Raw genomic sequence first — 21,981 nt, 5'->3', positions numbered from 1 at the left:
GCGGCTGCCCGGTGCAAAGGGGGTGATTACAGCTTGATGCAGACGTTGCTGATGTCGGAGTAGAAGTCCAGCGAGTAGCGCCCGCCCTCGCGGCCCATGCCGGACAGCTTGCTGCCGCCAAACGGTGTGCGCAGGTCGCGGGCGTACCATGTGTTCACCCACACGATGCCGGTATGGATGCGGCGGGCCAGCCGGTGCGCGCGGTCCAGCCGGGTGGTCCACAGTGCGCAAGCCAGGCCATAGGGGCTGTCGTTAATGCGCTGCAGTACTTCATCGTCACGGTCGAACGGGGCGATATGGCAGACCGGGCCAAACACTTCCTCGCGCACGCAACGGGCGTGGTCGGACAAACCCGTCCAGATGGTGGGGCGTACGTAAGCCCCCTGATCTCGCGCATCGCCAAAGTGCGGCACCTCGCCACCGGTCACCACGCGTGCGCCTTCTTCCCGTGCCAGCGCAAAGTAGGACAGCACTTTTTCCCGGTGCTTGTGCGAAACCAGCGGGCCAAGATCGACGTTTTCTTCTGCCGGGTAGCCTATTTTCAGCGCCTCCGCGCGCTGTTTCAGGGCGGCGACAAAACGGTCGAAAATGGGCCGTTCCACATAAACCCGCTCCGAACACAGGCACACCTGCCCGGTATTGAAGAAGGAAGAACGCGTTACGCCCTCCACCGCGGCGTCGAAATCGGCATCGGCAAACACCACGGCGGCATTCTTGCCACCCAGCTCGAACGACACTTCCTTCACTCCGTCGGCCACCGCCTTCATGATGGCGCTGCCAGTGCGGGATTCGCCGGTAAAGGACACCGCGCTGATCTGCGGCTGGCGGGTGAGGTATTCCCCGGCAGAGCCCGGCCCGAAACCATGCACCAGGTTGAACACCCCGGGCGGCAGGCCGGCATCGTGCATCACCTGCGCCAGCAGGGTGGCAGACGACGGTGTTTCTTCCGAGGGCTTGCACACCACGGTATTGCCCATGGCCAGTGCCGGGCCCAGCTTCCAGGTCAGCAACAACAGCGGCAGGTTCCACGGCGAAATCACCGCCACCACGCCCAGCGGCTTGCGTACGGTGTAGTTGAACAGCACGCCGCCATCGGCCTGCGGGGTTTCGCAGCTTTCACTCACTGCGGTGGCGGCCAGGTCGGCAAAGGTACGGAAGTTGGCAATGGCCCGCGGTACATCCAGCGTGCGCGCCAGGTGTACCGGGCGGCCGGTGTCGGCCACTTCGGCGGCGACAAATTCCTCGAAGCGCGCCTCGATGCCATCGGCCACCTTATGCAAAAGTTGTGTGCGTGCGGTCACGCTCATGCTGCCCCAGGGGCCATGCAGCGCCTGGGCCGCAGCCTGTGCAGCGGCGGCCACTTCGGCCTCGCCGGCTTCGGCCACCTGGCAGATCAGGCTGCCATCCACCGGACTGATATTGTCAAAGCGGGCAAGCCCGGTACTGAGAAACTGGCCGTTGACGTATAGCGGCAGTATTGCTGGACTGGACATGGCAATTCCTCCATTCAAAGCCCATGCTGCATCAGCGCAGGATGGGTGAAGGCGAGTGTAGGAACGGCCCTGCCATGATTGAAAATGAATAAATCGGGCTTTGCTATGCCTGATTTTTATACAGCTGCCGACTCCTGCATGTCCTGGCCCACCTGTTTCAGGTAGTCGATCAACTTGCGGCTGGCCGGGGTCAGCGGCTTGTCATGGCGCACCGAATAACCCACCGCAGCCGGTGGCCCCACCTCGCCCAGCGGCAATATCGCCAGCAGCCCGGCTGTTTCAAAGCGACGTGCCGCTTGCAAGGGCATCAGGCCCAGGCAGTCGGACTCCACCAGCAAATTGACATTGGTGAGCAAGGACAGCGATTCGAGCAGGTTGTCCGGCATGGCCAGCCCGGCATCGACAAAAAACTGCTCGGCCACCCGGCGGGCCGGAGAATCCGGCGGCGGCACAATCCAGGGCCAGTGCTGCAGCGCGTCCAGCGTCAGGGCGCTGGCGGCCAGCAGCGGGTGACGGCTGCCCGCCACGATGCACAGGCTGTTGCGGTACAAGGGCTGGTGGCGTAGCGGCAGCTTGCGGGTGAACGGGTCGTCCAGGTCCGGCAGGCGTCCCACCACCAGATCCAGCTCGCCGGAAGCCAGGGCGGGAAACAGATAATCCTGCGGCCCTTCACGCACGGTAATCAGCAATCTGGGGGCCGTCGCTTTCAGACGCAAAATGGCGCGCGGCAGCAGGCTGGAGCTGGCGGAAATCTGCGTGCCCACCACCACATGGCCACTGATGCCACCCTTGAAGGTATTCAATTCGTCGGTGAGATAGCGCAGTTCTGCCATCACCGCTTTCACCCGCTCACCCAGCAACACGCCGTATTCGGTGGGTGAGACCCCGCGATTGTTGCGGTGGAGCAATTCGGTATCCAGCTGCACTTCCAGCTCACGGATGGCCTTGGTGACCGCAGGCTGGGTCAGGTTCAGTTCGCGGGCGGCGCGGGCGATGGACTGACAGCGCAATACCCGGTCGAAAACCAGCAAGGGGCGCAGCTTCAGCCGGTTGAGCACAATGTCGTTGATGGAAAACAGCGCTTGTTCACCCATGACTCTCTCCCGCTCTGCAATGGCAGTGACTATGGCATAACTTTCCGGCATGGCAGAAGCCGGATTATTCATTTTTTGGTACTGATAACGGCTCATACACTGGACTGCGTTTCCACTGAGGCGGCCCGGCCACTTCCGGCCTTGTCCCCATCTTTGCAGGAGAACGCAGTGAGCAATTCCCTCAATCCCGCCCAGCATGAGGCTGCCTTGCGGTTGCGCATGGCAGCCGAGCACGGCCAGCCCTGTGCGCCGGTGCGCAGCCTGCTGGGCGAGCTGGATGTCGATGCCGCCTATGCGGTGCAAACCCTCAATGTCCAGCACGCCCTCACACAAGGCCGACGCCTGGTGGGCAGCAAGATCGGCCTCACCTCCCGCGCAGTCCAGCAGCAGTTGGGCGTGGCGCAGCCGGACTTTGGCCGCCTGTTTGCCGACATGGCCATTGCCGATGGCGAAGAAATCGCCATCCAGCGCCTGCTGCAACCCAAGGTCGAAGCCGAAATCGCGCTGGTGCTGGGGCGCGACCTGCCGTACGAAAAGCACACGCTGGCCGACCTGATTGGCGCGGTGGACTACCTGCTGCCAGCCATCGAAGTGGTGGACAGCCGTATTGCCGGCTGGGACATCCGCATCAGCGACACCATTGCCGACAATGCCTCCTCCGGCCTGTTCGTGCTGGGCAGCCGCCCGGTGCTGCTGCGCGAGGTGGACGTGGTGGGCTGCGGCATGGTGCTGGAGCGCAAGGGCGAGCCGGAAAGTGTTGGCGGCGGTGCCGCCTGTCTGGGCAATCCGCTGCTGGCGGCCTGCTGGCTGGCCGACACCCTGGCCCGGCGCGGCGATGCGCTGAAAGCCGGCGACATCGTGCTGACTGGCGCGCTGGGACCCATGGTATCGGCACGCGCCGGTGATGTTTTCACAGCCCGCATCCAGGGCCTGGGGCAGGTATCCGCCCGTTTTGCCACCACACAGGGAGAGGCAGCATGAAACCCACACGTATCAAGGCCGCCATCATCGGCTCCGGCAATATCGGTAGTGACCTGATGATCAAGCTGCTGCGCCATGGCGAAGCCATCGAATTGGTGGCCATGGTCGGCATCGACGCCGCTTCGGATGGTCTGGCCCGCGCCAAACGGCTGGGGCTGGCCACCACCCATCAGGGCCTGGACGGCCTGCTGGCGCTGCCGGAATTCGCCGATATCAGGATCGTGTTCGATGCCACCTCGGCCGGCGCGCATGTGGAACACAACCGCGTGCTGCAACAGCATGGCGTGCGGGTGATCGACCTCACCCCGGCGGCCATTGGCCCCTATGTGGTGCCGGTGGTCAATCTGGAAGCCCACCTGGACGCGGTCAACATCAATATGGTCACCTGCGGCGGCCAGGCCACCATTCCCATGGTGGCGGCGGTCAACAGCGTCACCCCGGTGCTGTATGGCGAAATTGTCGCCTCGATTGCCAGCAAATCCGCTGGCCCCGGCACCCGCGCCAATATCGACGAATTCACCGAAACCACCTCGCAGGCCATTGTCAGCGTGGGCGGTGCACGCCAGGGCAAGGCCATCATCATCCTGAACCCGGCCGAACCGCCGCTGATGATGCGCGACACCGTGTTCTGCCTCACCGGCCCGGCCGACCGTGCCGCCATTGCCGCCGCCGTGGAGCAAATGGCCGCCAGGGTGAAAGCTTATGTGCCCGGTTACCGCCTGAAGCAGGCGGTGCAATTCGAAGACATCCCCGCAGCGGATGCCGCCGCCTATCCCGGCCTGGGGCCAGACGGCGGGCTCAAGGTGTCCATCTTCATCGAGGTGGAAGGTGCCGCCCACTATCTGCCTGCCTATGCCGGCAACCTGGACATCATGACTTCCGCCGCCATGGCCTGCGGTGAACGCCTGGCCACCCGACTGCTGCAAGCCTGAGGAAACCCGCCATGAACAAACTCTATATTTCCGACGTGACCTTGCGCGACGGTTCGCATGCGGTGCGTCACCGCTATTCGCTGGAGCAGGTGCGCGCCATTGCCCGCACGCTGGACGAAGCCCGTGTCGACTCCATCGAAGTGGCGCACGGCGACGGGCTGGAAGGCTCCAGCTTCAACTACGGCTTTGGCGCACACAGCGATGTGGCGTGGATTGCTGCCGCTGCCGAGTCGGTCAGCCACAGCAAGATTGCCACTTTGCTGCTGCCCGGCATTGCCACCGTGCATGCACTGCGCAATGCCTACGATGCCGGTGCCCGCGTGGTGCGCATTGCCACCCACTGCACCGAGGCCGACATCTCCAAACAGCATATCCAGTACGCCCGCGAGCTGGGCATGGATACCGTGGGCTTTCTGATGATGTCGCACATGACCAGCCCGCAGCACTTGGCTGCCCAGGCCAAGCTGATGGAAAGCTACGGCGCCACCTGCATTTACGTGGTGGATTCCGGCGGTGCCTTGCTGATGCAGGATGTGCGCGACCGCTTCCGTGCACTGCGCGATGTGCTGGACCCGGCCACCGCCACCGGCATTCATGCCCATCACAACCTGTCGCTGGGGGTGGCCAACTCCATCGTGGCGGTGGAAGAAGGCTGCCAGCGCATTGATGCCTCGCTGGCCGGCCAAGGGGCCGGGGCGGGCAATGCGCCGCTGGAAGTATTCATCGCCGCCGCCGAGCGCCTGGGCTGGAACCACGGCTGCGACCTGATCCGCCTGATGGATGCGGCGGACGATATCGTGCGTCCCACCCAGGACCGCCCGGTACGGGTGGACCGCGAAACACTGGCGCTGGGCTATGCCGGGGTGTACTCCAGCTTCCTGCGCCACGCGGAAAAGGCGGCAGAACAATACGGGCTGAAGACACTGGACATCCTGCTGGAAGTGGGCCGCCGCCGCATGGTGGGCGGGCAGGAGGACATGATTGTCGATGTGGCGCTGGACCTGCTGAAACAACAGGAGGTGCGCGCATGAGCTTGCTGATTCAGGAAATGGCGCTTCAGCTGGATATCGCCACCCAGTGTCACGAAGCCACCCCGCAATTGAGTGCACAGCAGCCGTTTGACCTGGCGACGGCCTATCGCATCCAGCAGGCAGGCATCCGCCTGCGCCAGCAACGCGGCGAGCGCGTGGTGGGCCTGAAACTGGGCTTTACCAGTCGCGCCAAGATGATACAGATGGGCGTGGACGCGCTGATCTGGGGCGAACTGACCGATGCCATGCAACTGGCCGATGGCGGCACGCTGGATCTGTCCCGGCTGATTCACCCGCGGGTGGAGCCGGAAATCGCCTTCATTACCGCCATCGACATCGACCGTCCCCTGTCGCTGGCCGAAGCCGGGCTGGCCCTGGCCGGGGTGGCCCCGGCGCTGGAAATCATCGACTCGCGCTATCGCGACTTCCGTTTCAGCCTGCAGGACGTGGTGGCCGACAACTGCTCTTCCGCCCGTTATGTGGTTGGCCCGCTCTGCGCGCCGCAGGCTGCACTGGATAACCTGGGCGTAGTGCTGCGCTTTGATGGCCGTCCGGTGCAGATAGGCAGCAGCGCCGCCATTCTGGGCCAGCCGCTGCGTGCGCTGGCGGAAATCTCCCGCCTGCTGCACCAGCAGGAGCGTGTGTTGCCAGCCGGTTCGCTGATTCTGGCCGGTGCCGCCACCGCGGCCGAGGCACTGCGCCCCGGCCTGCATGTCAGTGTGGAAGTGGCCGGTCTGGGCTGCTGCGCCTTCACCACCGGAGAGCCGACATGAACAACACCCAGGCTACTGTCGTCAGCGGCAAGGCCACACCGCGTGGCCGCTTTCCCCACCTGAAACGAGCGGGCGACCTGCTGTTTGTTTCCGGCACCAGCTCGCGCCTGCCCGACAACAGCATTGCCGGGGCCCAGGCCGATGCCATGGGCGCCACCCGGCTGGACATCGCGGTGCAAACCCGCTGCGTGATCGAGAACATCCGCGACATCCTGGCCACGGCGGATGCCAGCCTCGCCGATGTGGTGGAGATCTGCGCCTATCTGGTGGATATGAACGACTTTGCCGCATACAACGCGGTTTATGCCGAGTACTTCGATGAAAGCGGGCCCACCCGCACCACGGTGGCGGTGCATCAGCTGCCGCACCCGCACCTGCGCATCGAAATCAAGGCCATTGCCTACAAGCCGCGCTAGACGGCCCGGCAGCACTTTTTGAGGAGAAACCACATGCAATTGCAATACGGAATGCCATTGAACCTGCTGGACTGGGCCGAACGCAACAAGGCGGAACTCAAGCCGCCGGTGTGCAATGCTGCCATCTGGCCGGACGGCAACTACATCATCAACATGGTGGGCGGGCCCAATACCCGTACCGATTTTCACGACAACCCGACCGAAGAAATCTTCTACCAGATCAAAGGCAATGCCTACCTGAATATCTGGGACCGTGGCCGCTTCGAACGTATTGATCTGCACGAAGGCGATGTCTTCCTGTTGCCTGCCCATGTCATTCATTCACCGCAGCGCCCGGAACCCGGCCTGTGCTTTCTGGTGGAGCAGCCGCGCCCACCAGGCGCACATGACAGTCTGCACTGGTATTGCCCGGTATGTGCCGGCGAAATCTGGCACATCTCCAAGCAGCTGGAGAGCCTGGTGGACGACCTGCCCAAGGCCTATCAGGCGTTTTACGCCATCGGTGAGGAAGGTCGGCGTTGCAAGCATTGCGGGACGGTGCATCCGGGCAAGGACTACGCCGCCTGGCATGACATGCACCTGCGTGCGCAACACTAGAAAAGACGCATCATGATAGATATTCACTCGCATTTCTTTCCGCGCATCAGCCAGGCCGAAGCCGCCCGGCTGGACCCGCAGCGCGCCCCCTGGCTACAGACGCAGGGGGCGGAGGGGCAGATCATGGTGGGCGATCGGCCGTTTCGCCCGGTGTATGACGCGCTATGGGATGGCGCGCGCCGGCTGGAATTCCTGGACCGGCAGGGCATAGACATCCAGATCATGTGCGCCACCCCGGTGATGTTCGGCTACCACGCGCCCATCGAACGCGCGCTGCCCTGGGCACAGCTGATGAATGACCGGGCGCTGGAAATGGCCGCCATTGCGCCCAAGCGGCTGAAGGTGCTGGCCCAGGTGCCGTTGCAGGATGTTGACGCGGCCTGCCGCGAAGCCAGCCGGGCGCGTGACTGCGGCCATGTCGGGGTGCAGATTGGCAACCACGTTGGCCCGCTGGACCTGGATAACGCAGGCCTGCTCACCTTTCTTGCCCATTGTGCGGCAGAAAACATCCCGGTGCTGGTGCATCCATGGGACATGATGGGCGGCGAGCAGCGCATGAAAAAATGGATGCTGCCCTGGCTGGTGGCCATGCCGGCGGAAACCCAGCTGGCCATCCTGTCGCTCATCCTGTCCGGTGCCTTCGAGCGTTTGCCGCGCAGCCTGAAAATCTGCTTTGCCCACGGTGGTGGCAGCTTTGCCTACCTGCTGGGACGGGTGGACAACGCCTGGGAACAGCGCGACATCGTGCGCGAAGACTGCCCCAACAAGCCGTCCAGCTATGTCGACCGCTTTTATGTCGACTCCGCCATTTTTGATCCGGCGGCGCTGCGTTTGCTGGTGGACACCATGGGTAGCGAGCGGGTGATGCTGGGCTCCGATTCGCCCTTCCCGCTGGGTGAACAGCAGGTGGGTTCGCTGATCCGCCATGCCGGACTGGGCGAGGGACAACAGCAGCAATTACTGGCTAGCAACGCTCGCCGGTTCTTCAATCTGGATTGAGTTGGCAAAGCTGGACGGCAGGGATCGGGCCATACCGCCATCCGGCGACAGCCGGTCCCTGCCTTTCATAAACTTGGCTTCCCTTTCCTCCCGTAGCATGGATGTCTGCGATGAAAATCGACCTGATGTTTCCCGATCTGGCCAGCCGTGCCGTGCAATACAACGCCCGCGCCTCGGTAGCGGATTTTGACGCCTGCATGGCCAATTACGCCCGCCTGGCGCGGCAGGCCAAGGCAGAGGTGGCCGGTATTGTTGACCTGCCTTATGGCATGGGCAAGGCCGAGCGGCTGGACGTGTTCCCTGCCTGCGCGCAACCCGCGCCGCTGTTTGTCTTCATTCACGGTGGCTATTGGCATTCGCAAAGCAAGGAGGACGCCTGCGGCATGGCCGGTGTGCTGCACCAGCATGGCATTGCGCTGGCCACGGTGGAATACACCCTGCTGCCCGAGGCCACGCTGGCAGAGGCGGTGCGCGAAGTGCGCAGCGCCATAGCCTGGCTGTACCGGCATGCCGCCCAGTACGGCATTGACCCGCAGCGTATTCATGTCGGAGGCAGTTCTGCCGGCGGGCATCTGGTGGGCATGCTGTTTGCCCCGGACTGGCAGCAGGATTACGGCTTGCCAGCCGATGTGATCAAGGGCGTGCTGGCACTGAGCGGCCTGTATGACATCCGCCCGCTGTGTGACATCTACGTCAACGACTGGCTGCGCTTGTACCCCGATCAGGCCGCACGGCTCAGCCCGCTGCTTTGCCTGCCCACCGCGGCACAGGCGGGCAAGCTGGTGTTGAGTGTAGGCGGCAAGGAAACCGACGGTTTCCGGCATCAGACGCTGGCTTATCATCAGGCCGCAAGCGCAAAGGGGCTGGAGGTGACGCTGGTGGAGGACAGTCACAACAACCATTTTTCCCTGCTGGATGAACTGGCTGTTGCCGACAGCCCGTTGAGCCTTGCCTTGTTGCGCATGATAGGGGTTTAGGCCGCAGGTGCTATCAGCGCATGCAGCCCGCCCCAGGCAATTTGCAGGCCGACGGCAAAAATCAGGAAGGCCATGAAGCGGTTGATCATGTTTTCCGATGCGGCCCCCAGCCGCGCCACCAGTTGCCCGGCATTCAGATAGCACAGGTAAATCAGCACGCTCATGGCGGCCATGCCGATGATCAGCCCGCTGGTGCTCAGTGCCGAGCGGACATAGCTTTCGTTGTAACTGTGCGCGCTGAGGGTGAGCACCACCGAGATGGTGCCCGGCCCCACGGTGAGCGGAAAGGACAGCGGGTAGAACAGGTCATTTTCCACACTGCTGGCTTGCCCGGCATCCACTGCTGCCGATTCCGCGCTATTGGCCGACTTGTCCTGGCTGCTGGCCGTGCTGCTGAGCGATGTCCAGCCCATCTTGCAAATCATGATGCCGCCGGCCAGCTTCACCACCGGAATCGACAGGCCGAACAGCATCAGGATCCAGCGTCCCATGAACAAGGCGGCAATCACCGTCAGCATGGCGTACCATGCAATCTTGCGGATGGCCTGCTTGCGCTCATCCAGCGGCAGATGGCGGAAATAGGGGTTGACGATGAAGGCAGTGCCTATCGGGTCCACCACCGGAAACAAGGTGATGAAACCCACAAAAGCAGCGTGCAGCACGGTATTGAAATCATCCAGCAAGGCAATCATGACAGGCATCCGGGAGGGTGATTGCAGGGTTTGCCGTGCAACTTGGCAGGGCGTGTCGCCACGGTTTTGCGACGCTAGCACGGGCCTGTCGGCGGCCTCAATGTGCCACCCGGCTTGATCTACGCATTCCGATACCATCTTGGGAAACTTCCCAGCCCCCACTTGATTGCCCGGCCAGGCAGCACAACACGGGTGTGCACAGGAAAACGGGGTGAAATGCCGCCGGGGATTCCGTATCATGCAGCTTTGCCGCCAGCCTGTTGCCGGGCGGCACCATCCCTGTCATCAAGGCCTGTCATGTCCCTCACCCGGCAAATCCCCCGCGAAGAAATCAAGACCATGCCACTGTTTCCGGCGCTGACCCCGGAACAGGTATACATGCTGGACAGCCCGGCAGCCCTGGCCGCAGCCCTGCCTGCCCTGCTGGCGGCTCCGGTGCTGGGTTTTGATACCGAATCCAAACCCACTTTCCGCAAGGGCGAGGAGTCGGACGGCCCGCACCTGATCCAGCTGGCAGACAGCCAGTGCGCCTGGCTGGTGCCGGTGGTGAAGGGTGTGCTGCCGGAGGAAATCAAAGCCTTGCTGGCCGACCCGGCCCGTCCGCTGGTGGGTTTCGACCTGGTATCCGACCGCGCCCTGCTGAAAAGCCGGCTGGGGGTGGAGTGCGGCGGGCTGATCGACCTGGGCAATCTGCTGCCCTCGGACGATGCCCGCATCACCGTGGGTGCGGTGCAGGCGGTGGCGCGCTTGTTTGGCCAGTACTTCCGCAAGTCGAAAAAACTGTCCACCACCAACTGGTCGCGCCTGCCCTTGAGCCCGGCGCAGCAGGCCTATGCCGGCAACGACGCCTGGGTGGCGCTGCGCGTGTATCAGGAACTGCAAGCCCGTGGCCTCTTGCAGGAAACCACGGCATGAGCGACTGGACGCGCGACTTTGCCATTCTGGATGCGCTGGACGAGGCCAGCCGCACCCAGTTGCTGGCGCACAGCCATGCCATGCAGGCCCCGGCAGGCACGGTACTGTTTCGTGAAGGCAGTCCCTGTCAGGCCTATCTGTTTTTGCTGCAAGGGCAAATCCGGGTACAGAAAGTGGGCGAAAACGGCCGCGAAATCACCCTGTACCGGGTGGAAAACGGGCAGACCTGCATTGTCACCACCGCCTGCCTGATGAGCGGTAACGACTACGATGCCGAAGGCGTGGCCGAAACCGCCATCCACGCCCAGGCGCTGCCGATTCCGGCATTTCGCCAATTGCTGGCCGACTCCGCCAGCTTCCGCGACTTCGTATTCCGCGCCTATGGCAGCCGCATTGCCGATTTGCTGTTGCTGATCGAGGAAGTCAGCTTTGGCCGTATCGACCAGCGCTTGGCCGCCTGCCTGTTGCAGCGTGCCCGTGGCCAGGCTGCACTGAGCACCACCCATCAGGAACTGGCGGCCGAGCTGGGCAGCGCGCGCGAGGTGATCAGCCGTCAGCTCAAGGAATTCGAGCGCCGTGGCTGGATTCGCCTTGGCCGTGGCCAGTTGCAGTTGCTGGATGCTGGCGCCTTGCAGCAGCTCGCCGGCAAGTAGGCTGTGGTACAGAGCTGCGAACACAACCTCGTAGAGAACCCGGGCCAAGGCGGCGCAACGCTGGAGCGGGGGTTTTGTTAGCGGCTCTTGTGGCTGGCCGCGCCGCTGTGTGACCTAGTCACTGAAGCGGGCTGCCGCAAGTCCTAATATCTCCTCATCGCCATCCCGCATGGCCCTGAACCGAGGAGAACACTATGTCCCCGAATGTAGGCGGCATCGACCGCATCCTGCGCATCGTGATTGGTATTGCCCTGATCGTCGCCACCGTGGCCGGCCTGCTGCCGGTATGGGGCTGGATTGGCGTGGTGCCGCTGGCTACCGGGCTGATTGGCTGGTGTCCGGCGTATCTGCCCTTCGGCATCAAGACCTGCAAGCTGAAGTAAGCGCGGCTGGCAAAATCCCTGCTGCTGCGCTGCGCCATTGTCAGCAGCAGGTGCAGACCTGCCCGAATGGCCGTAGCCGGTGGCATGGTGTAGCCTGACAGCCTTGTTTTCACCGGGTCTGCCCATGTCTGCCACACCACCTGCCCGTCCGCTATTGCAACGCATCAGCCCCTTGCTGGGGCTGCTGCCCTTTCTGCGTCCCTACCGTCATCGCGCCTGGCTGGCCCTGCTGGCGCTCACCGTGGCCGCCGTCTCCACGCTGGTATTGCCGATGGCCTTCCGCGTGCTGATCGACCAGGGTTTTTCCAGCCGCAATGCCGGTCACATCAACCAGTATTTCCTGATGCTGTTTGGCGTGGCGGTGGTGCTGGCGCTGGCCACCGCCGGGCGTTTTTACCTGGTGTCCTGGCTGGGCGAGCGGGTGACGGCGGACGTGCGCAGTGCGGTGTACCGCCACGTCATCAGCATGAGCCCGCAGTATTTCGAAACTACCCAGACCGGCGAAGTGCTGTCGCGCCTCACTACCGACACCACGCTGGTGCAGACGGTAATCGGCACCAGCCTGTCCATGGGCCTGCGCAATGTGCTGCTGATGCTGGGCGGGCTGGTGATGCTGGCCATGACCAGCCCCAGCCTCACCGGCTACATTCTGGTGACGCTGTTGCTGGTGGTACTGCCCATCGTGCTGTTTGGCCGCCGCGTGCGGGCGCTGTCCAAGTCCAGTCAGGACCGCATTGCCGATTCCAGCGCCATGGCCGGTGAAGTGCTGAACGCCATTCCCACCGTGCAGGCCTTCAACCAGCAGGCTGCGGAAGCCAGCCGCTTTGTCGGCTCGGTGGAGCTGAGCTTTGCCACCGCGCTGGCGCGCATTCGCGCCCGTTCGCTGCTGACGGTGGCGGTGATCATGCTGATCTTCGGTGCCATCGTGTTCGTGCTGTGGCTGGGCGCGCAGCAAGTGCTGGCCGGGCAGATGAGCGGCGGCCTGCTGGCGCAGTTCATCCTGTATGCGGTGGTGACTGCCGGGGCAATTGGCGCGGTGGCCGAGGTATGGGGTGATGTGCAACGCGCCGCCGGGGCTACCGAGCGGCTGATGGAGCTACTGCAACTGGCCTCGCCGGTAACCGAGCCACAGCACCCGCACGCCTTGCCGACGGCAGGGCGGCTGCGTTTGCAGCAGGTGAGCTTTGCCTACCCCTCACGGCCAGAGCAGCCCTCGCTCAGCCAGATTGATCTGGAACTGGCACCCGGCGAGCACGTGGCGCTGGTAGGGCCGTCCGGTGCGGGCAAGTCCACGCTGTTCCAGCTGTTGCTGCGTTTTTACGACCCGCAACAGGGGCAGATTTCCCTGGGCGGCATCGACATCCGCCAACTGGCGCTGGCCGATTTGCGCCAGCACATTGGCGTGGTACTGCAGGATTCGGTGATTTTTGGCAGCAGCGCGCTGGAGAACATCCGCTACGGCAGGCCGGATGCCACGGATGAAGAAGTCTACGCCGCGGCCCGCGCGGCGGCGGCGCATGACTTCATCCAGGCCCTGCCGCAAGGCTATGCCACTTATCTGGGCGAGCGCGGCGTGCGCCTGTCTGGTGGCCAGCGCCAGCGCATTGCCATTGCCCGCGCCATCCTGAAAAACCCGCCCATCCTGCTGCTGGACGAAGCCACCAGCGCGCTGGATGCCGAATCCGAACAACTGGTGCAAGGCGCACTGGAGCGCGCCGCTGCCAATCGCACCACGCTGGTGATTGCCCACCGGCTGGCCACGGTGAAAGAGGCCGACCGCATAGTGGTGCTGGAAGGCGGGCGCATCGTGGCGCAGGGGCGGCACGAGGAACTGCTGCACAGCTCGCCCTTGTATGCGCGGCTGGCGGCCCTGCAGTTTGCCGCCGCTTCAGCCGGCGAGTGACAGGCCGCGCTGGCGGAAGCGCTGGTGTTCCTCTGCCGGAACCAGCGCCCCGCCAGTGGTCCACACCACATGATGGGCATCCGCCAGCTGCTGTTGCAGGCCGTGCGCTGCCAGATAAGCCTGCCCGGCTGTGCTATTGCATAGCCAGTCGGGGCCACGCATCGCCGCTGCAGCGGATGGCTCCAGCGCCAGCTGGCAGTGGTCTTCCACCTGCAAGCGCAGGCGGAACAGATCGTCATCACCAACGGTAAACACCCCGCTCAGCTCTGCCCGCATCAAGGGCGCGACCAAGGGCGAAGCCAGGCCTACCGCCAGCCCGTCGGCCTCGGTGCGGTTGTCCAGGCCGATGTCGTACACCGAGAGCGGCGCATCGCCGCCACTGGCCAGCTGCACCAGCATGCAGGGCGAGGCCACCGGTTCGGCAAAAAAACAATGCATATGCGGGCCGAACAACAGCTTCAGGCCATGGGCGATGCCGCCCGGTGCGCCACCCACCCCGCAAGGCAGGTAGACAAACAGGGGGTGGGCCGCATCCACCACTGCGCCCTGCGCCGCCAGCTGTGCGGCCAGTGGAGCCGCCGCGGCGGCATAACCCAGCAGCAGCGGCAGCGAGTGTTCGTCATCAACAAAATAACTGTTCGGGTCGGCCTCGGCAGTGGCACGGCCCGCCGCCACTGCGGCGGCATAGTCACCGGCATGTTCCACCACCGTCACCCCGCGCTGGCGCAGCCGCGCCTTTTTCCACTCCTTGGCCTCCACCGACATATGCACCACGGCCTGAAAGCCCAGCGCCGCTGCCATGATGCCGATGCTCAGGCCCAGATTGCCGGTGCTGCCCACCACTACCCGATGGCTGGCAAACAAGCTGCGCGCCGCTGCCCCTGCCAGCAGGCGGCGGTCGTCTTCCGGTTGCAACACGCCGTGCTGCAAGGCCAGCGCCTCGGCATGGGCCAGCACCTCGTGAAAACCGCCACGCGCCTTGATGGAACCGGCCACCGGCAGTGCATGGTCGCCCTTCAGCCAGCACCGCCCCTGCACGCCACGGTATTCCGGCCGGGCGTACAGCGCGCTGGCATCGTGCAAGGGGGATTCGATCTGCCCCTGCGTGGCGGCCAGTTCGGGAAACAGCATGGCCAGCAGACCGGCACAGCGCTGCAACCGCGCCGCCGCCGCGCCCACCTGTTCCGCCGTGGGGGCGTTGGCAGGCAGGGTGCTGCCCAAGCGGGGATTCAGCCACAGCAGGGCTTGCTTTGACTGTAGGGCAGCTAATAGGCTGGCAGGCAGGGTGGCGGGCATGGCGTGTCTTCCGGGTGAATGTGCAGACTGCATTCTAGAGCGCCACAGCTGCACAAAAACAGCGATACTTGCTGCTGAATCCATTAGTGGAGCTTATGCCAATGCTGGATGCTTCCATCCTGGCCCACCTGCGTTGTTTTGACGTGGCGGCTCGCCTGCTCAGCTTCACCGCCGCTGCCGGTCAGCTGCACCTGACCCAGAGCGCGGTCAGCCAGCAAATCCGCCAGCTGGAGCAAAGGCTGGGCTACCCGCTGTTCGTGCGTCAGCACCGCCGCATGCAACTCACCGCCCAGGGCCAGACGCTGTACCGCACCGTCAGCACCGCCTTGCAAGACATCGACGCCACTTTGCAGCAGCTGGCGCAGCAGGACAGCGTAGTGCAAATCAGCTGTGCACCGTCCTTTGCGCTGGACTGGCTGATGCCGCGCCTGAGCGCCTTCCAGCAGCAATACCCGGCCATCCAGGTTCGGCTGCGTGCCGAATTCCAGCGCATGAGCCGGCAGGACATGCTGGCTGGCGGAGTGGATATCAGCATCCGCTACGACCCGGACGAGATGGCCGATCTGCCCGGTATTCCCCTGCTGGATGAAGTGCTGCTGCCGGTGGCCAGCCCGGACTGGCTCTCTGCCCATCCCGACCCGGCCCACACCGGCAGCTCACTGACGCGCCTGCATGACAGCGCCGCCTGGGATGGTGCGCCGCCATTTGCCGAGTGGGACTGCTGGCAGCAAGGCGCGGCAGAGGAATTCCGCTTTGCCCCCGCGCCATGGCAGGAGCGGGAATACAATCTGGCCAGCCTGTCGCTGGCGGCAGCCTGTCAGGGGCAGGGCGTGGCCATGGCGCGTGCTGCCCAGGTGCTGGAACTGCTGCAGCAAGGGCGCTTGCAACAGGTGTTTCCTGCCACGGTGGCCGCACCGGCACGTTATGTGTTGCGCTGCCTGCACCCGGAAGACCGCCGGGTACAGCTGTTCAGCCAGTGGCTGCAGCAGGCCTGCCAGCAGTTTGTGCGCCAGCGCCAGCTGCTGCTGGGGGTGTGAACGGGGAGACGGGCAGGGTAAAACTGGCCCGTCACCGTGCTTTGCACTACATTGATTTTTCCTGTTTTCACCACCCGCCACCATGAAGCAGCCATCAACACCGGACAGCCAGGGTTTTCTGCCCGCCACCCATCAGGTGGTGCTGCGCTATCACCTGGCGTGGAAGCAGCGGCAGCTGGAGGACATCCTGGCGCTGTACCATCCCGACATTGCCTATCACGACTTCCTGCAAAACCGGGTATTCCACCACGGCCAGCTGCGCGATTACGTGCTGTCCTCCCTGCCGCAGGGCGAGGCGGAGCGGCTGGAACACATCGACCGCATCCGGGTGGATGGCGATACCGCCTTCATCCAGTACCAGCTGGTATTGCAAGGCGGCAAGGGGCTGGTGTGCTTTAACAGCAGCGAGGCCATCACCGTGCGCGACGGGCTGATCTGGCAGGTGCGCGAGTACGCCACCCTGCAACAAGGGCCGCAGGGACAAGGCCGCCCGGCCAGCCAGCAACCCTTGCAAAAGCTGGGCCTGTCGGCACGGCAACTGGGACGCATGGCGGATGAACTGCACGGCTATTTCCGGCAGGCCCGGCCCTATCTGCAGGCCGACTGCAATCTGGCCGCCGTGGCGGCGGCCACCGGTTACAGCCGCAACCAGCTGTCCTACCTGCTCAACCAGGTGCTTGGGCAAAGCTTTTACGGCTATGTGAACCAGGCGCGGCTACAGCATGTGCTGGACCACCTGCCCGCCAGCGGCAAGGTACGCATGGACGAACTGGCCTTTGCCGCCGGTTTCAACTCGCTGTCGGTGTTCTACCGCTGCTTCCGCCAGCATACCGGCCTGTCACCCGCGGCCTGGCTGCGCCGTTTTCCGCGCGGGCACGCAGCGACGACAGAGGCCGACCCCGCTGCATAAGCTTGGGGACATCAATAACGGGAGAACCGACGATGGCCGCCAGCCCCCCTATCAGCCTGTGGATGGAACAACTGGGTGACAGCCTGTCACCGCGCCCGGCGCTTGCTGGCGATATCGAAGCCGATGTGGCCATTGTCGGGGCCGGTTATACCGGGCTGTGGACTGCCTATTACCTGAAGCAGCAACTGCCGGCGCTGCGCGTGGTGGTGCTGGAAGCTGAGATTGCCGGCTTTGGCGCCTCCGGCCGCAATGGTGGCTGGGTGATTGGCGAAGTGCTGGGCGAGGACCGCTTGCTGGCCGGGCTGAACCCGGAAGCACGCGCCCACAGCCGCGCCCTGCTGCACGACATTCCGGATGAAGTGGGCCGGGTGATCGCCCGCGAAGGCATTGATTGCCACTACCGCAAGGGCGGCGTGCTGTATTGCGCCGCACGCTACCCGGAGCAGGAAGCCCGCCTGCGCCAGCAACTGGCAGACTGGCGCGCCCACGGCCATGGCGAGGACGATTACCGCTGGCTGGATGTGGCCCAGCTGAACCAGCAACTGCGGCTGGCCACCCCGTATGGCGCTGTGTATTCGCCGCATGTGGCCACCATTCAGCCCGCCCGGCTGGTACGTGGCCTGGCGGACTGTGTAGAGCGGCTGGGCGTGCAGATTTACGAACAATCCCGCGTTACCCACTGGCAGCCCGGTGTACTGCACACCGCGCAAGGCCGGGTGCAGGCGCGCTGGCTGGTACCGGCGGTGGAAGGCTATGCCGCCACGCTGCCACCCTTCGGCCAATACCAGCTGCCGGTACAAAGCCTGATCATCGCCACCGAACCCTTGTCCGACGCGCTGTTGGAGGAAATTGGTCTGCGTCACGGCGAAGCCTTCAGCGAAAACAGCCGCCAGGTCAGCTATGGCCAGCGCACCCGCGACAACCGGCTGGTATTCGGTGCCCGTGGTGGTTACCGCTTTGGTGGCAAGCTGCGCCAGGACTTTACCCTGACCGCAGACGAAATCGCGCTGCGCCGCCAGTTGATGGTGGAACTGTTCCCCATGCTGGACAAGGTGGGCATCAGCCATGGCTGGGGTGGCAATCTGGGCGTGGCGCGGCGCTTTCAGCCGCATATGGTGTGCGATGCCAGCCAGGGCCTGGCCTGGGCCGGTGGCTATGGTGGCGAGGGCGTGGGGGCCAGCAATCTGGCGGGCCGCACCCTGGCCGACCTGATGCTGGGGCGCGACAGCCTGCTCACCCGCCAGCCCTGGGTGCGCCAGCCCGGCAGCCTTAGCCGCTGGGAACCTGAGCCATTGCGCTGGCTGGGCTACAACGCCATCATCCAGAGCTTTGTGCGCGAAGACCGCGCGCTGAACCAGCCGGCCAGCGCGCCGTGGCGACGCTGTCTGGCCATGCGCGTAGCCAGCTATATGGAAGGGCTGATGCAGTAAGCGCCGCAGGGACGCCAGGCTATTTTGTCAGCCGCGCTAAGAGCCGCTAACAATACCTCGTAGAGCACCCGAGTCAAGGCGCGCCGACGAAGACAGTACAGTGAGTACGGCAAGTCGGCGCAACGCAGAATCGGGGGTTTTGTGAGCGGGTCTAAGCCCGTTTTATCGATTTCCCTATCTACCACCGGAGCACACCATGTCGATTACCCATTTGCCGGACAGCCATCACGCCATCCTGTCCACCCCCACCCCGGTGGCCGTGCCACTGGGCGAGCCGCTGTCCACCGTGGCGGTGCATGCCGTGGAACGGCCGGACGGGGTGGAGACAGGGGTGTGGGAGTGCACGCCGGGACGCTGGCGGCGGCAGGTCATGCAGGCCGAGTTCTGCCATTTTGTGCAGGGGCGCTGCCGCTTCATTCCAGATGAGGGCAGCCCAATTGACATTGCCGCTGGCGATGCCCTGTACTTCCCGGCCAATAGCAGCGGGGTGTGGGAAGTCAGCGAAACGGTGCGCAAAACCTATGTACTGTTACCGGACTGACGGCTAGGGCTGCGCACCTTTCAGCTGTCATGACGACTGCCTAGACGGGGCAGGAGGCTTGTCCTAAACTGGGTGCTGTCTTTTGCTGGCTGCCGCCTGGCAGCACAAGTTGCCGCCATGAGTGTCGTTGCCAACCTGCTTGCCGCCATGCGCATCCGCTGGCGGGTGCGTATTCCCGCCGCCCTGTGGCCGGAATTCGAGCATTACATCCAGCGTCAGCACCGCCCCTTTTTGCTGCTGACCAATATTGTTGCGGCCTTCGCTTTCTTTTCCTATGTGCTGGCCGATGCGCTGCTGATTCCGGACATGGCGTCCGCGTCCCTGCTGGTGCGCAGCGTGCTGCTGCTGATTGCGCTGTTCAATATCTGGCTGGTGTTCGGCCGTAGCCGCAATGTGCTGCTGATGGACCAGCTGATGCCGGTGCACGACCTGATTGCCACCCTGGCCTGGTTCGAGCTGCTCAAGCGCAGCCACTCGCCGGACGTGCCCACCTTTCTGTATGCCTCGCTCATTTTCATCGTGTTTGCCAACCTGGGCGTACGGGTGTCGTTCAAGGGCGCGGTGGTCAGCTCGCTGGCCATTTCGTTGGCCATCATCAGTAATGTGGCGCTGATGAATCCACACAACAGCAAGCCGCTGCTGGTGTTCTCGCTGGTGTATCTGCCGGTGCTGCTGTTTTGCCTGTTCATGAGCTGGAACACCACCACCAGCGTGCGGCTGGCGTTTTATGCCGCGCAGGAACAGCGGCGGCGCAAGCACGAACTGTCCTTGCTCAACCAGCGCCTGCACACGCTGGCCTCCACCGATGCGCTCACCCGGGTGGGGAATCGCCGGGCCTTTGATGTGCAGCTGGAGGAGTTCTGGCTGCAAATGCGCCAGCATGGCCGCCCCTTTGCCCTGCTGCTGGTGGATATTGATTATTTCAAACCGTATAACGACCACTACGGCCACCAGGCGGGCGACCATATCCTGGCCGATGTGGCCAGCGCCATGGTCAGCTGCCTGCGTAGCGGTCAGGCCCGCGCCTTCCGCTATGGCGGCGAGGAGTTTGCCATCCTGCTGCAAAGCGGCAGCCAGGATGAGCTACAGCACATTGCCCAGCGGCTGTTGCAACAGGTGGCAGCACTGGAAGTGACCCACCAGTACCGGCCGGATGGTTTGCAGCATCTCACCATCAGCCTGGGTGCCGCCGTGTCCAGCATTGCCGGCTTGCAACAGGCGAGCGACCTGCTGGCCTGCTGCGACCGCATGCTGTACCGCGCCAAGCAGCTGGGGCGCAATCAGGCCCAACTGGCCGACACCTCCGTGGCCTGGCAGGCCGAATCAATCCCGGTTTGAACGCTGCAACACTGCGTGCAGCAGCACATTGGCCCCCTTGTTGACTGCTTCCGGGCTGACGTTTTCCGCTTCGTGATGGCTGATGCCCTGATGGCAGGGAATGAACAGCATGGCGCTGGGACATTGCGCAGCCAGATGAATGGCATCGTGACCGGCACCGCTCACCATGTCCTGCTGGCGGTAGCCCCACTGCCTGCCAGCCTCACGCAAGGCTGCCACACAGCTGTCATCAAAATGCACCGCCGGGCTGTACCAGCGCTGGCGCAGGGTAAGCCCGATACCGCGCGCCCGGGCAATGGCATGCAGGCTGTCGCTACAGCAGCTGCGCAGCGCATGCATGCTGTCTTCGTCCGGGTGACGCAGGTCGATGCTGAAGCTTAACTGGCCGGGTACGCTGTTGCGCGCCGCCCGCGCAATCTGCAATTGCCCAACCGTCACCATGCCGCCGGGTTGAAAGTCGGCCGCCAGCCGCTCCAGCTGGCACACCATGGACGCCGCGGCAAACAGGGCATCCTTGCGCAAGGCCATGGGGGTGGTGCCGGCGTGGGCGGCCAGCCCCTCCAGCGTGGCATCCAGCCAGCAAATGGCCTGGCTGCCGGTGACCACGCCAATGTCCAGCCCGGCCCGTTCCAGAATGGGCCCTTGCTCGATATGCAGTTCGAAATAGGCATCCAGCGCCCGCCCCAGCGGCAGGCTGCCACTGTGGCCGGACAGGGCGGTACCCAGGCTGACGCCGTACATGTCCTCCACCACCTGGGCGCTGGCCAGTGGCAGCAGACCGGCAAACACGGCGGAACCCAGCATGGCCGGTGCAAAGCGGCTGCCTTGCTGATTGGTCCACACCACAATCTCCAGCGGCCTGGCGGTGGTGATGCCGGCATCGTTCAGGCTGCGGACCACCTCCAGCGCGGCCAGTACGCCCACGCTGCCATCAAAACGCCCACCGTCAGGCGGGCTGTCCAGATGGCTGCCCATCACTACCGGTGCCGCCTGCGGGTTCCGCCCTTCGCGCCGGGCAAACAGATTGCCGATGGCATCGCTATCCACGCTCATTCCGGCCTGATGGCACCAATCGGCCAGCACGGCACGCGCGGCAAAGTCCTCTGCCGACAAGGCCAGCCGCTGCACACCACCATTGGCAGTGGCACCTATCGTTGCCATGGTCATCAGGCTGTCCCATAAGCGCGGGCCGTTGACATGCAGCATGGCGGATCTCCTGTGGAAAGCGGGCAAGGTTCTGCGCGCGTCTTGCCACTGCGAGCCGTTGGCATACCGGGGATGGACAGCGGCGGACTAAAGCAGCAGGCAGGACGCGCTTCAGGGTAGAGCCTGCTATCACAGCAGGGTGGCAGGGACAGTTCCATCACTGATGCTGGAATGTATTGCGGACTTGTCTGGTTATGCTGCCGGAAGCTTGCGGCGGACGCAGGCCTGCTGAGCGCCCGGCACTGGTTTGGCAAGGACATGCCGCCGGGCGGCAAAGATTGCCAGTGGGCGGAAAAAATGGGCGTAAAGAAATGTAAAGAACTGATTATAAAGAACAAATTTGCATAAATAACGCTGGCATCAAAATTGCAAAGGCAGCAGCCA

22 protein-coding genes are annotated in these 21,981 nt (G+C 64.0%); 17 read left to right on the top strand and 5 right to left on the bottom strand.

Features of this window, described 5'->3' with window-relative positions; genetic code table 11:
• Positions 1-26 precede the first annotated feature (26 nt).
• Together ACE3SE_RS03255 and ACE3SE_RS03250 are read right to left on the bottom strand one after the other, a co-directional pair.
• Positions 27-1,493, bottom strand: a complete 1,467-nt coding sequence (locus ACE3SE_RS03255) for a 2-hydroxymuconic semialdehyde dehydrogenase (RefSeq protein ID WP_131356685.1) — start codon at positions 1,491-1,493, stop codon at positions 27-29.
• A 116-nt stretch (positions 1,494-1,609) separates the two neighbouring features.
• On the bottom strand, positions 1,610-2,683 hold the full coding sequence (locus ACE3SE_RS03250; protein WP_374553885.1) for a LysR substrate-binding domain-containing protein: 1,074 nt from the start codon (positions 2,681-2,683) through the stop codon (positions 1,610-1,612).
• A gap of 72 nt (positions 2,684-2,755) precedes the next feature.
• Between ACE3SE_RS03250 and ACE3SE_RS03245 the strand changes: the two genes are divergently transcribed.
• The 8 genes from ACE3SE_RS03245 (at position 2,756) to ACE3SE_RS03210 (ending at position 9,293) form a co-directional block, all read left to right on the top strand.
• Positions 2,756-3,568: a 2-keto-4-pentenoate hydratase gene (locus ACE3SE_RS03245; protein ID WP_374553883.1), complete on the top strand. Its 813-nt coding sequence runs from the start codon at positions 2,756-2,758 to the stop codon at positions 3,566-3,568.
• Positions 3,565-4,500 carry an acetaldehyde dehydrogenase (acetylating) gene (locus ACE3SE_RS03240; protein ID WP_374553881.1) on the top strand — a complete coding sequence of 312 codons (936 nt, stop codon included), beginning with the start codon at positions 3,565-3,567 and terminating at the stop codon, positions 4,498-4,500. The genes ACE3SE_RS03245 and ACE3SE_RS03240 overlap by 4 nt, the downstream gene beginning before the upstream one ends.
• 11 nt (positions 4,501-4,511) lie before the next feature.
• Positions 4,512-5,531 (top strand): 4-hydroxy-2-oxovalerate aldolase, encoded by a 1,020-nt coding sequence (gene dmpG, locus ACE3SE_RS03235; protein ID WP_374553879.1) that lies wholly within the window; start codon positions 4,512-4,514, stop codon positions 5,529-5,531.
• A complete protein-coding gene (locus tag ACE3SE_RS03230; protein WP_374553877.1) occupies positions 5,528-6,304 on the top strand; it encodes a 2-keto-4-pentenoate hydratase in 777 nt (258 codons plus the stop codon). Before dmpG ends, ACE3SE_RS03230 begins: the two co-directional genes overlap by 4 nt.
• Positions 6,301-6,720 carry a RidA family protein gene (locus tag ACE3SE_RS03225; RefSeq protein ID WP_131356678.1) on the top strand — a complete coding sequence of 140 codons (420 nt, stop codon included), beginning with the start codon at positions 6,301-6,303 and terminating at the stop codon, positions 6,718-6,720. Before ACE3SE_RS03230 ends, ACE3SE_RS03225 begins: the two co-directional genes overlap by 4 nt.
• Positions 6,721-6,753: 33 nt before the next feature.
• Entirely contained in the window at positions 6,754-7,317 is a 564-nt protein-coding gene (gene nbaC / locus ACE3SE_RS03220; protein WP_374553875.1) for a 3-hydroxyanthranilate 3,4-dioxygenase, read from the top strand.
• Between the two features lie 12 nt (positions 7,318-7,329).
• On the top strand, positions 7,330-8,316 hold the full coding sequence (locus ACE3SE_RS03215) for an amidohydrolase family protein (protein ID WP_374553873.1): 987 nt from the start codon (positions 7,330-7,332) through the stop codon (positions 8,314-8,316).
• Between the two features lie 110 nt (positions 8,317-8,426).
• Entirely contained in the window at positions 8,427-9,293 is an 867-nt protein-coding gene (locus tag ACE3SE_RS03210) for an alpha/beta hydrolase (protein ID WP_374553872.1), read from the top strand.
• Here ACE3SE_RS03210 and ACE3SE_RS03205 read toward each other — a convergent pair.
• Complete coding sequence (locus ACE3SE_RS03205; protein WP_374553870.1) at positions 9,290-9,985, bottom strand: MarC family protein; 696 nt, start codon at positions 9,983-9,985, stop codon at positions 9,290-9,292. The two genes, ACE3SE_RS03210 and ACE3SE_RS03205, sit on opposite strands and share 4 nt — an antisense overlap.
• A gap of 339 nt (positions 9,986-10,324) precedes the next feature.
• Here ACE3SE_RS03205 and ACE3SE_RS03200 point away from each other — a divergent pair, with 339 nt between their 5' ends.
• The 4 genes from ACE3SE_RS03200 to ACE3SE_RS03185 all read left to right on the top strand — a co-directional run bounded on the left by ACE3SE_RS03200 (position 10,325) and on the right by ACE3SE_RS03185 (position 13,839).
• Positions 10,325-10,900, top strand: a complete 576-nt coding sequence (locus ACE3SE_RS03200; RefSeq protein ID WP_374553868.1) for a 3'-5' exonuclease — start codon at positions 10,325-10,327, stop codon at positions 10,898-10,900.
• Positions 10,897-11,553 carry a Crp/Fnr family transcriptional regulator gene (locus tag ACE3SE_RS03195; RefSeq protein ID WP_374553867.1) on the top strand — a complete coding sequence of 219 codons (657 nt, stop codon included), beginning with the start codon at positions 10,897-10,899 and terminating at the stop codon, positions 11,551-11,553. Before ACE3SE_RS03200 ends, ACE3SE_RS03195 begins: the two co-directional genes overlap by 4 nt.
• 194 nt (positions 11,554-11,747) lie before the next feature.
• Complete coding sequence (locus ACE3SE_RS03190; RefSeq protein WP_045848416.1) at positions 11,748-11,936, top strand: YgaP family membrane protein; 189 nt, start codon at positions 11,748-11,750, stop codon at positions 11,934-11,936.
• A gap of 124 nt (positions 11,937-12,060) precedes the next feature.
• On the top strand, positions 12,061-13,839 hold the full coding sequence (locus ACE3SE_RS03185) for an ABC transporter transmembrane domain-containing protein (RefSeq protein ID WP_045848415.1): 1,779 nt from the start codon (positions 12,061-12,063) through the stop codon (positions 13,837-13,839).
• Here ACE3SE_RS03185 and ACE3SE_RS03180 read toward each other — a convergent pair.
• Positions 13,825-15,135, bottom strand: coding sequence for a D-serine ammonia-lyase (locus ACE3SE_RS03180; protein ID WP_374553864.1), 1,311 nt, complete (start codon positions 15,133-15,135; stop codon positions 13,825-13,827). The genes ACE3SE_RS03185 and ACE3SE_RS03180 overlap by 15 nt on opposite strands.
• 101 nt (positions 15,136-15,236) lie before the next feature.
• Between ACE3SE_RS03180 and ACE3SE_RS03175 the strand changes: the two genes are divergently transcribed.
• From ACE3SE_RS03175 to ACE3SE_RS03155, 5 genes are all read left to right on the top strand, one after another.
• Entirely contained in the window at positions 15,237-16,172 is a 936-nt protein-coding gene (locus ACE3SE_RS03175; RefSeq protein WP_374553862.1) for a LysR family transcriptional regulator, read from the top strand.
• A gap of 82 nt (positions 16,173-16,254) precedes the next feature.
• On the top strand, positions 16,255-17,082 hold the full coding sequence (locus ACE3SE_RS03170; protein WP_374553860.1) for an AraC family transcriptional regulator: 828 nt from the start codon (positions 16,255-16,257) through the stop codon (positions 17,080-17,082).
• 32 nt (positions 17,083-17,114) lie between these two features.
• Positions 17,115-18,512 carry an NAD(P)/FAD-dependent oxidoreductase gene (locus tag ACE3SE_RS03165; RefSeq protein WP_374553858.1) on the top strand — a complete coding sequence of 466 codons (1,398 nt, stop codon included), beginning with the start codon at positions 17,115-17,117 and terminating at the stop codon, positions 18,510-18,512.
• Between the two features lie 196 nt (positions 18,513-18,708).
• A complete protein-coding gene (locus ACE3SE_RS03160; RefSeq protein ID WP_374553856.1) occupies positions 18,709-19,053 on the top strand; it encodes a cupin domain-containing protein in 345 nt (114 codons plus the stop codon).
• Positions 19,054-19,170: 117 nt separating this feature from the next.
• Positions 19,171-20,391: a GGDEF domain-containing protein gene (locus tag ACE3SE_RS03155; RefSeq protein WP_374553854.1), complete on the top strand. Its 1,221-nt coding sequence runs from the start codon at positions 19,171-19,173 to the stop codon at positions 20,389-20,391.
• Here ACE3SE_RS03155 and ACE3SE_RS03150 read toward each other — a convergent pair.
• On the bottom strand, positions 20,377-21,597 hold the full coding sequence (locus tag ACE3SE_RS03150; protein WP_374553853.1) for a Zn-dependent hydrolase: 1,221 nt from the start codon (positions 21,595-21,597) through the stop codon (positions 20,377-20,379). The two genes, ACE3SE_RS03155 and ACE3SE_RS03150, sit on opposite strands and share 15 nt — an antisense overlap.
• Between the last annotated feature and the right edge of the window lie 384 nt (positions 21,598-21,981).

Origin of the sequence: Aquitalea pelogenes, assembly GCF_041914625.1 — a bacterium.
Classification (GTDB): domain Bacteria; phylum Pseudomonadota; class Gammaproteobacteria; order Burkholderiales; family Chromobacteriaceae; genus Aquitalea; species Aquitalea pelogenes.
The sequence above is the reverse complement of the archived record's forward strand: the minus strand, read 5'-3'. Positions and strand labels throughout refer to the sequence as shown.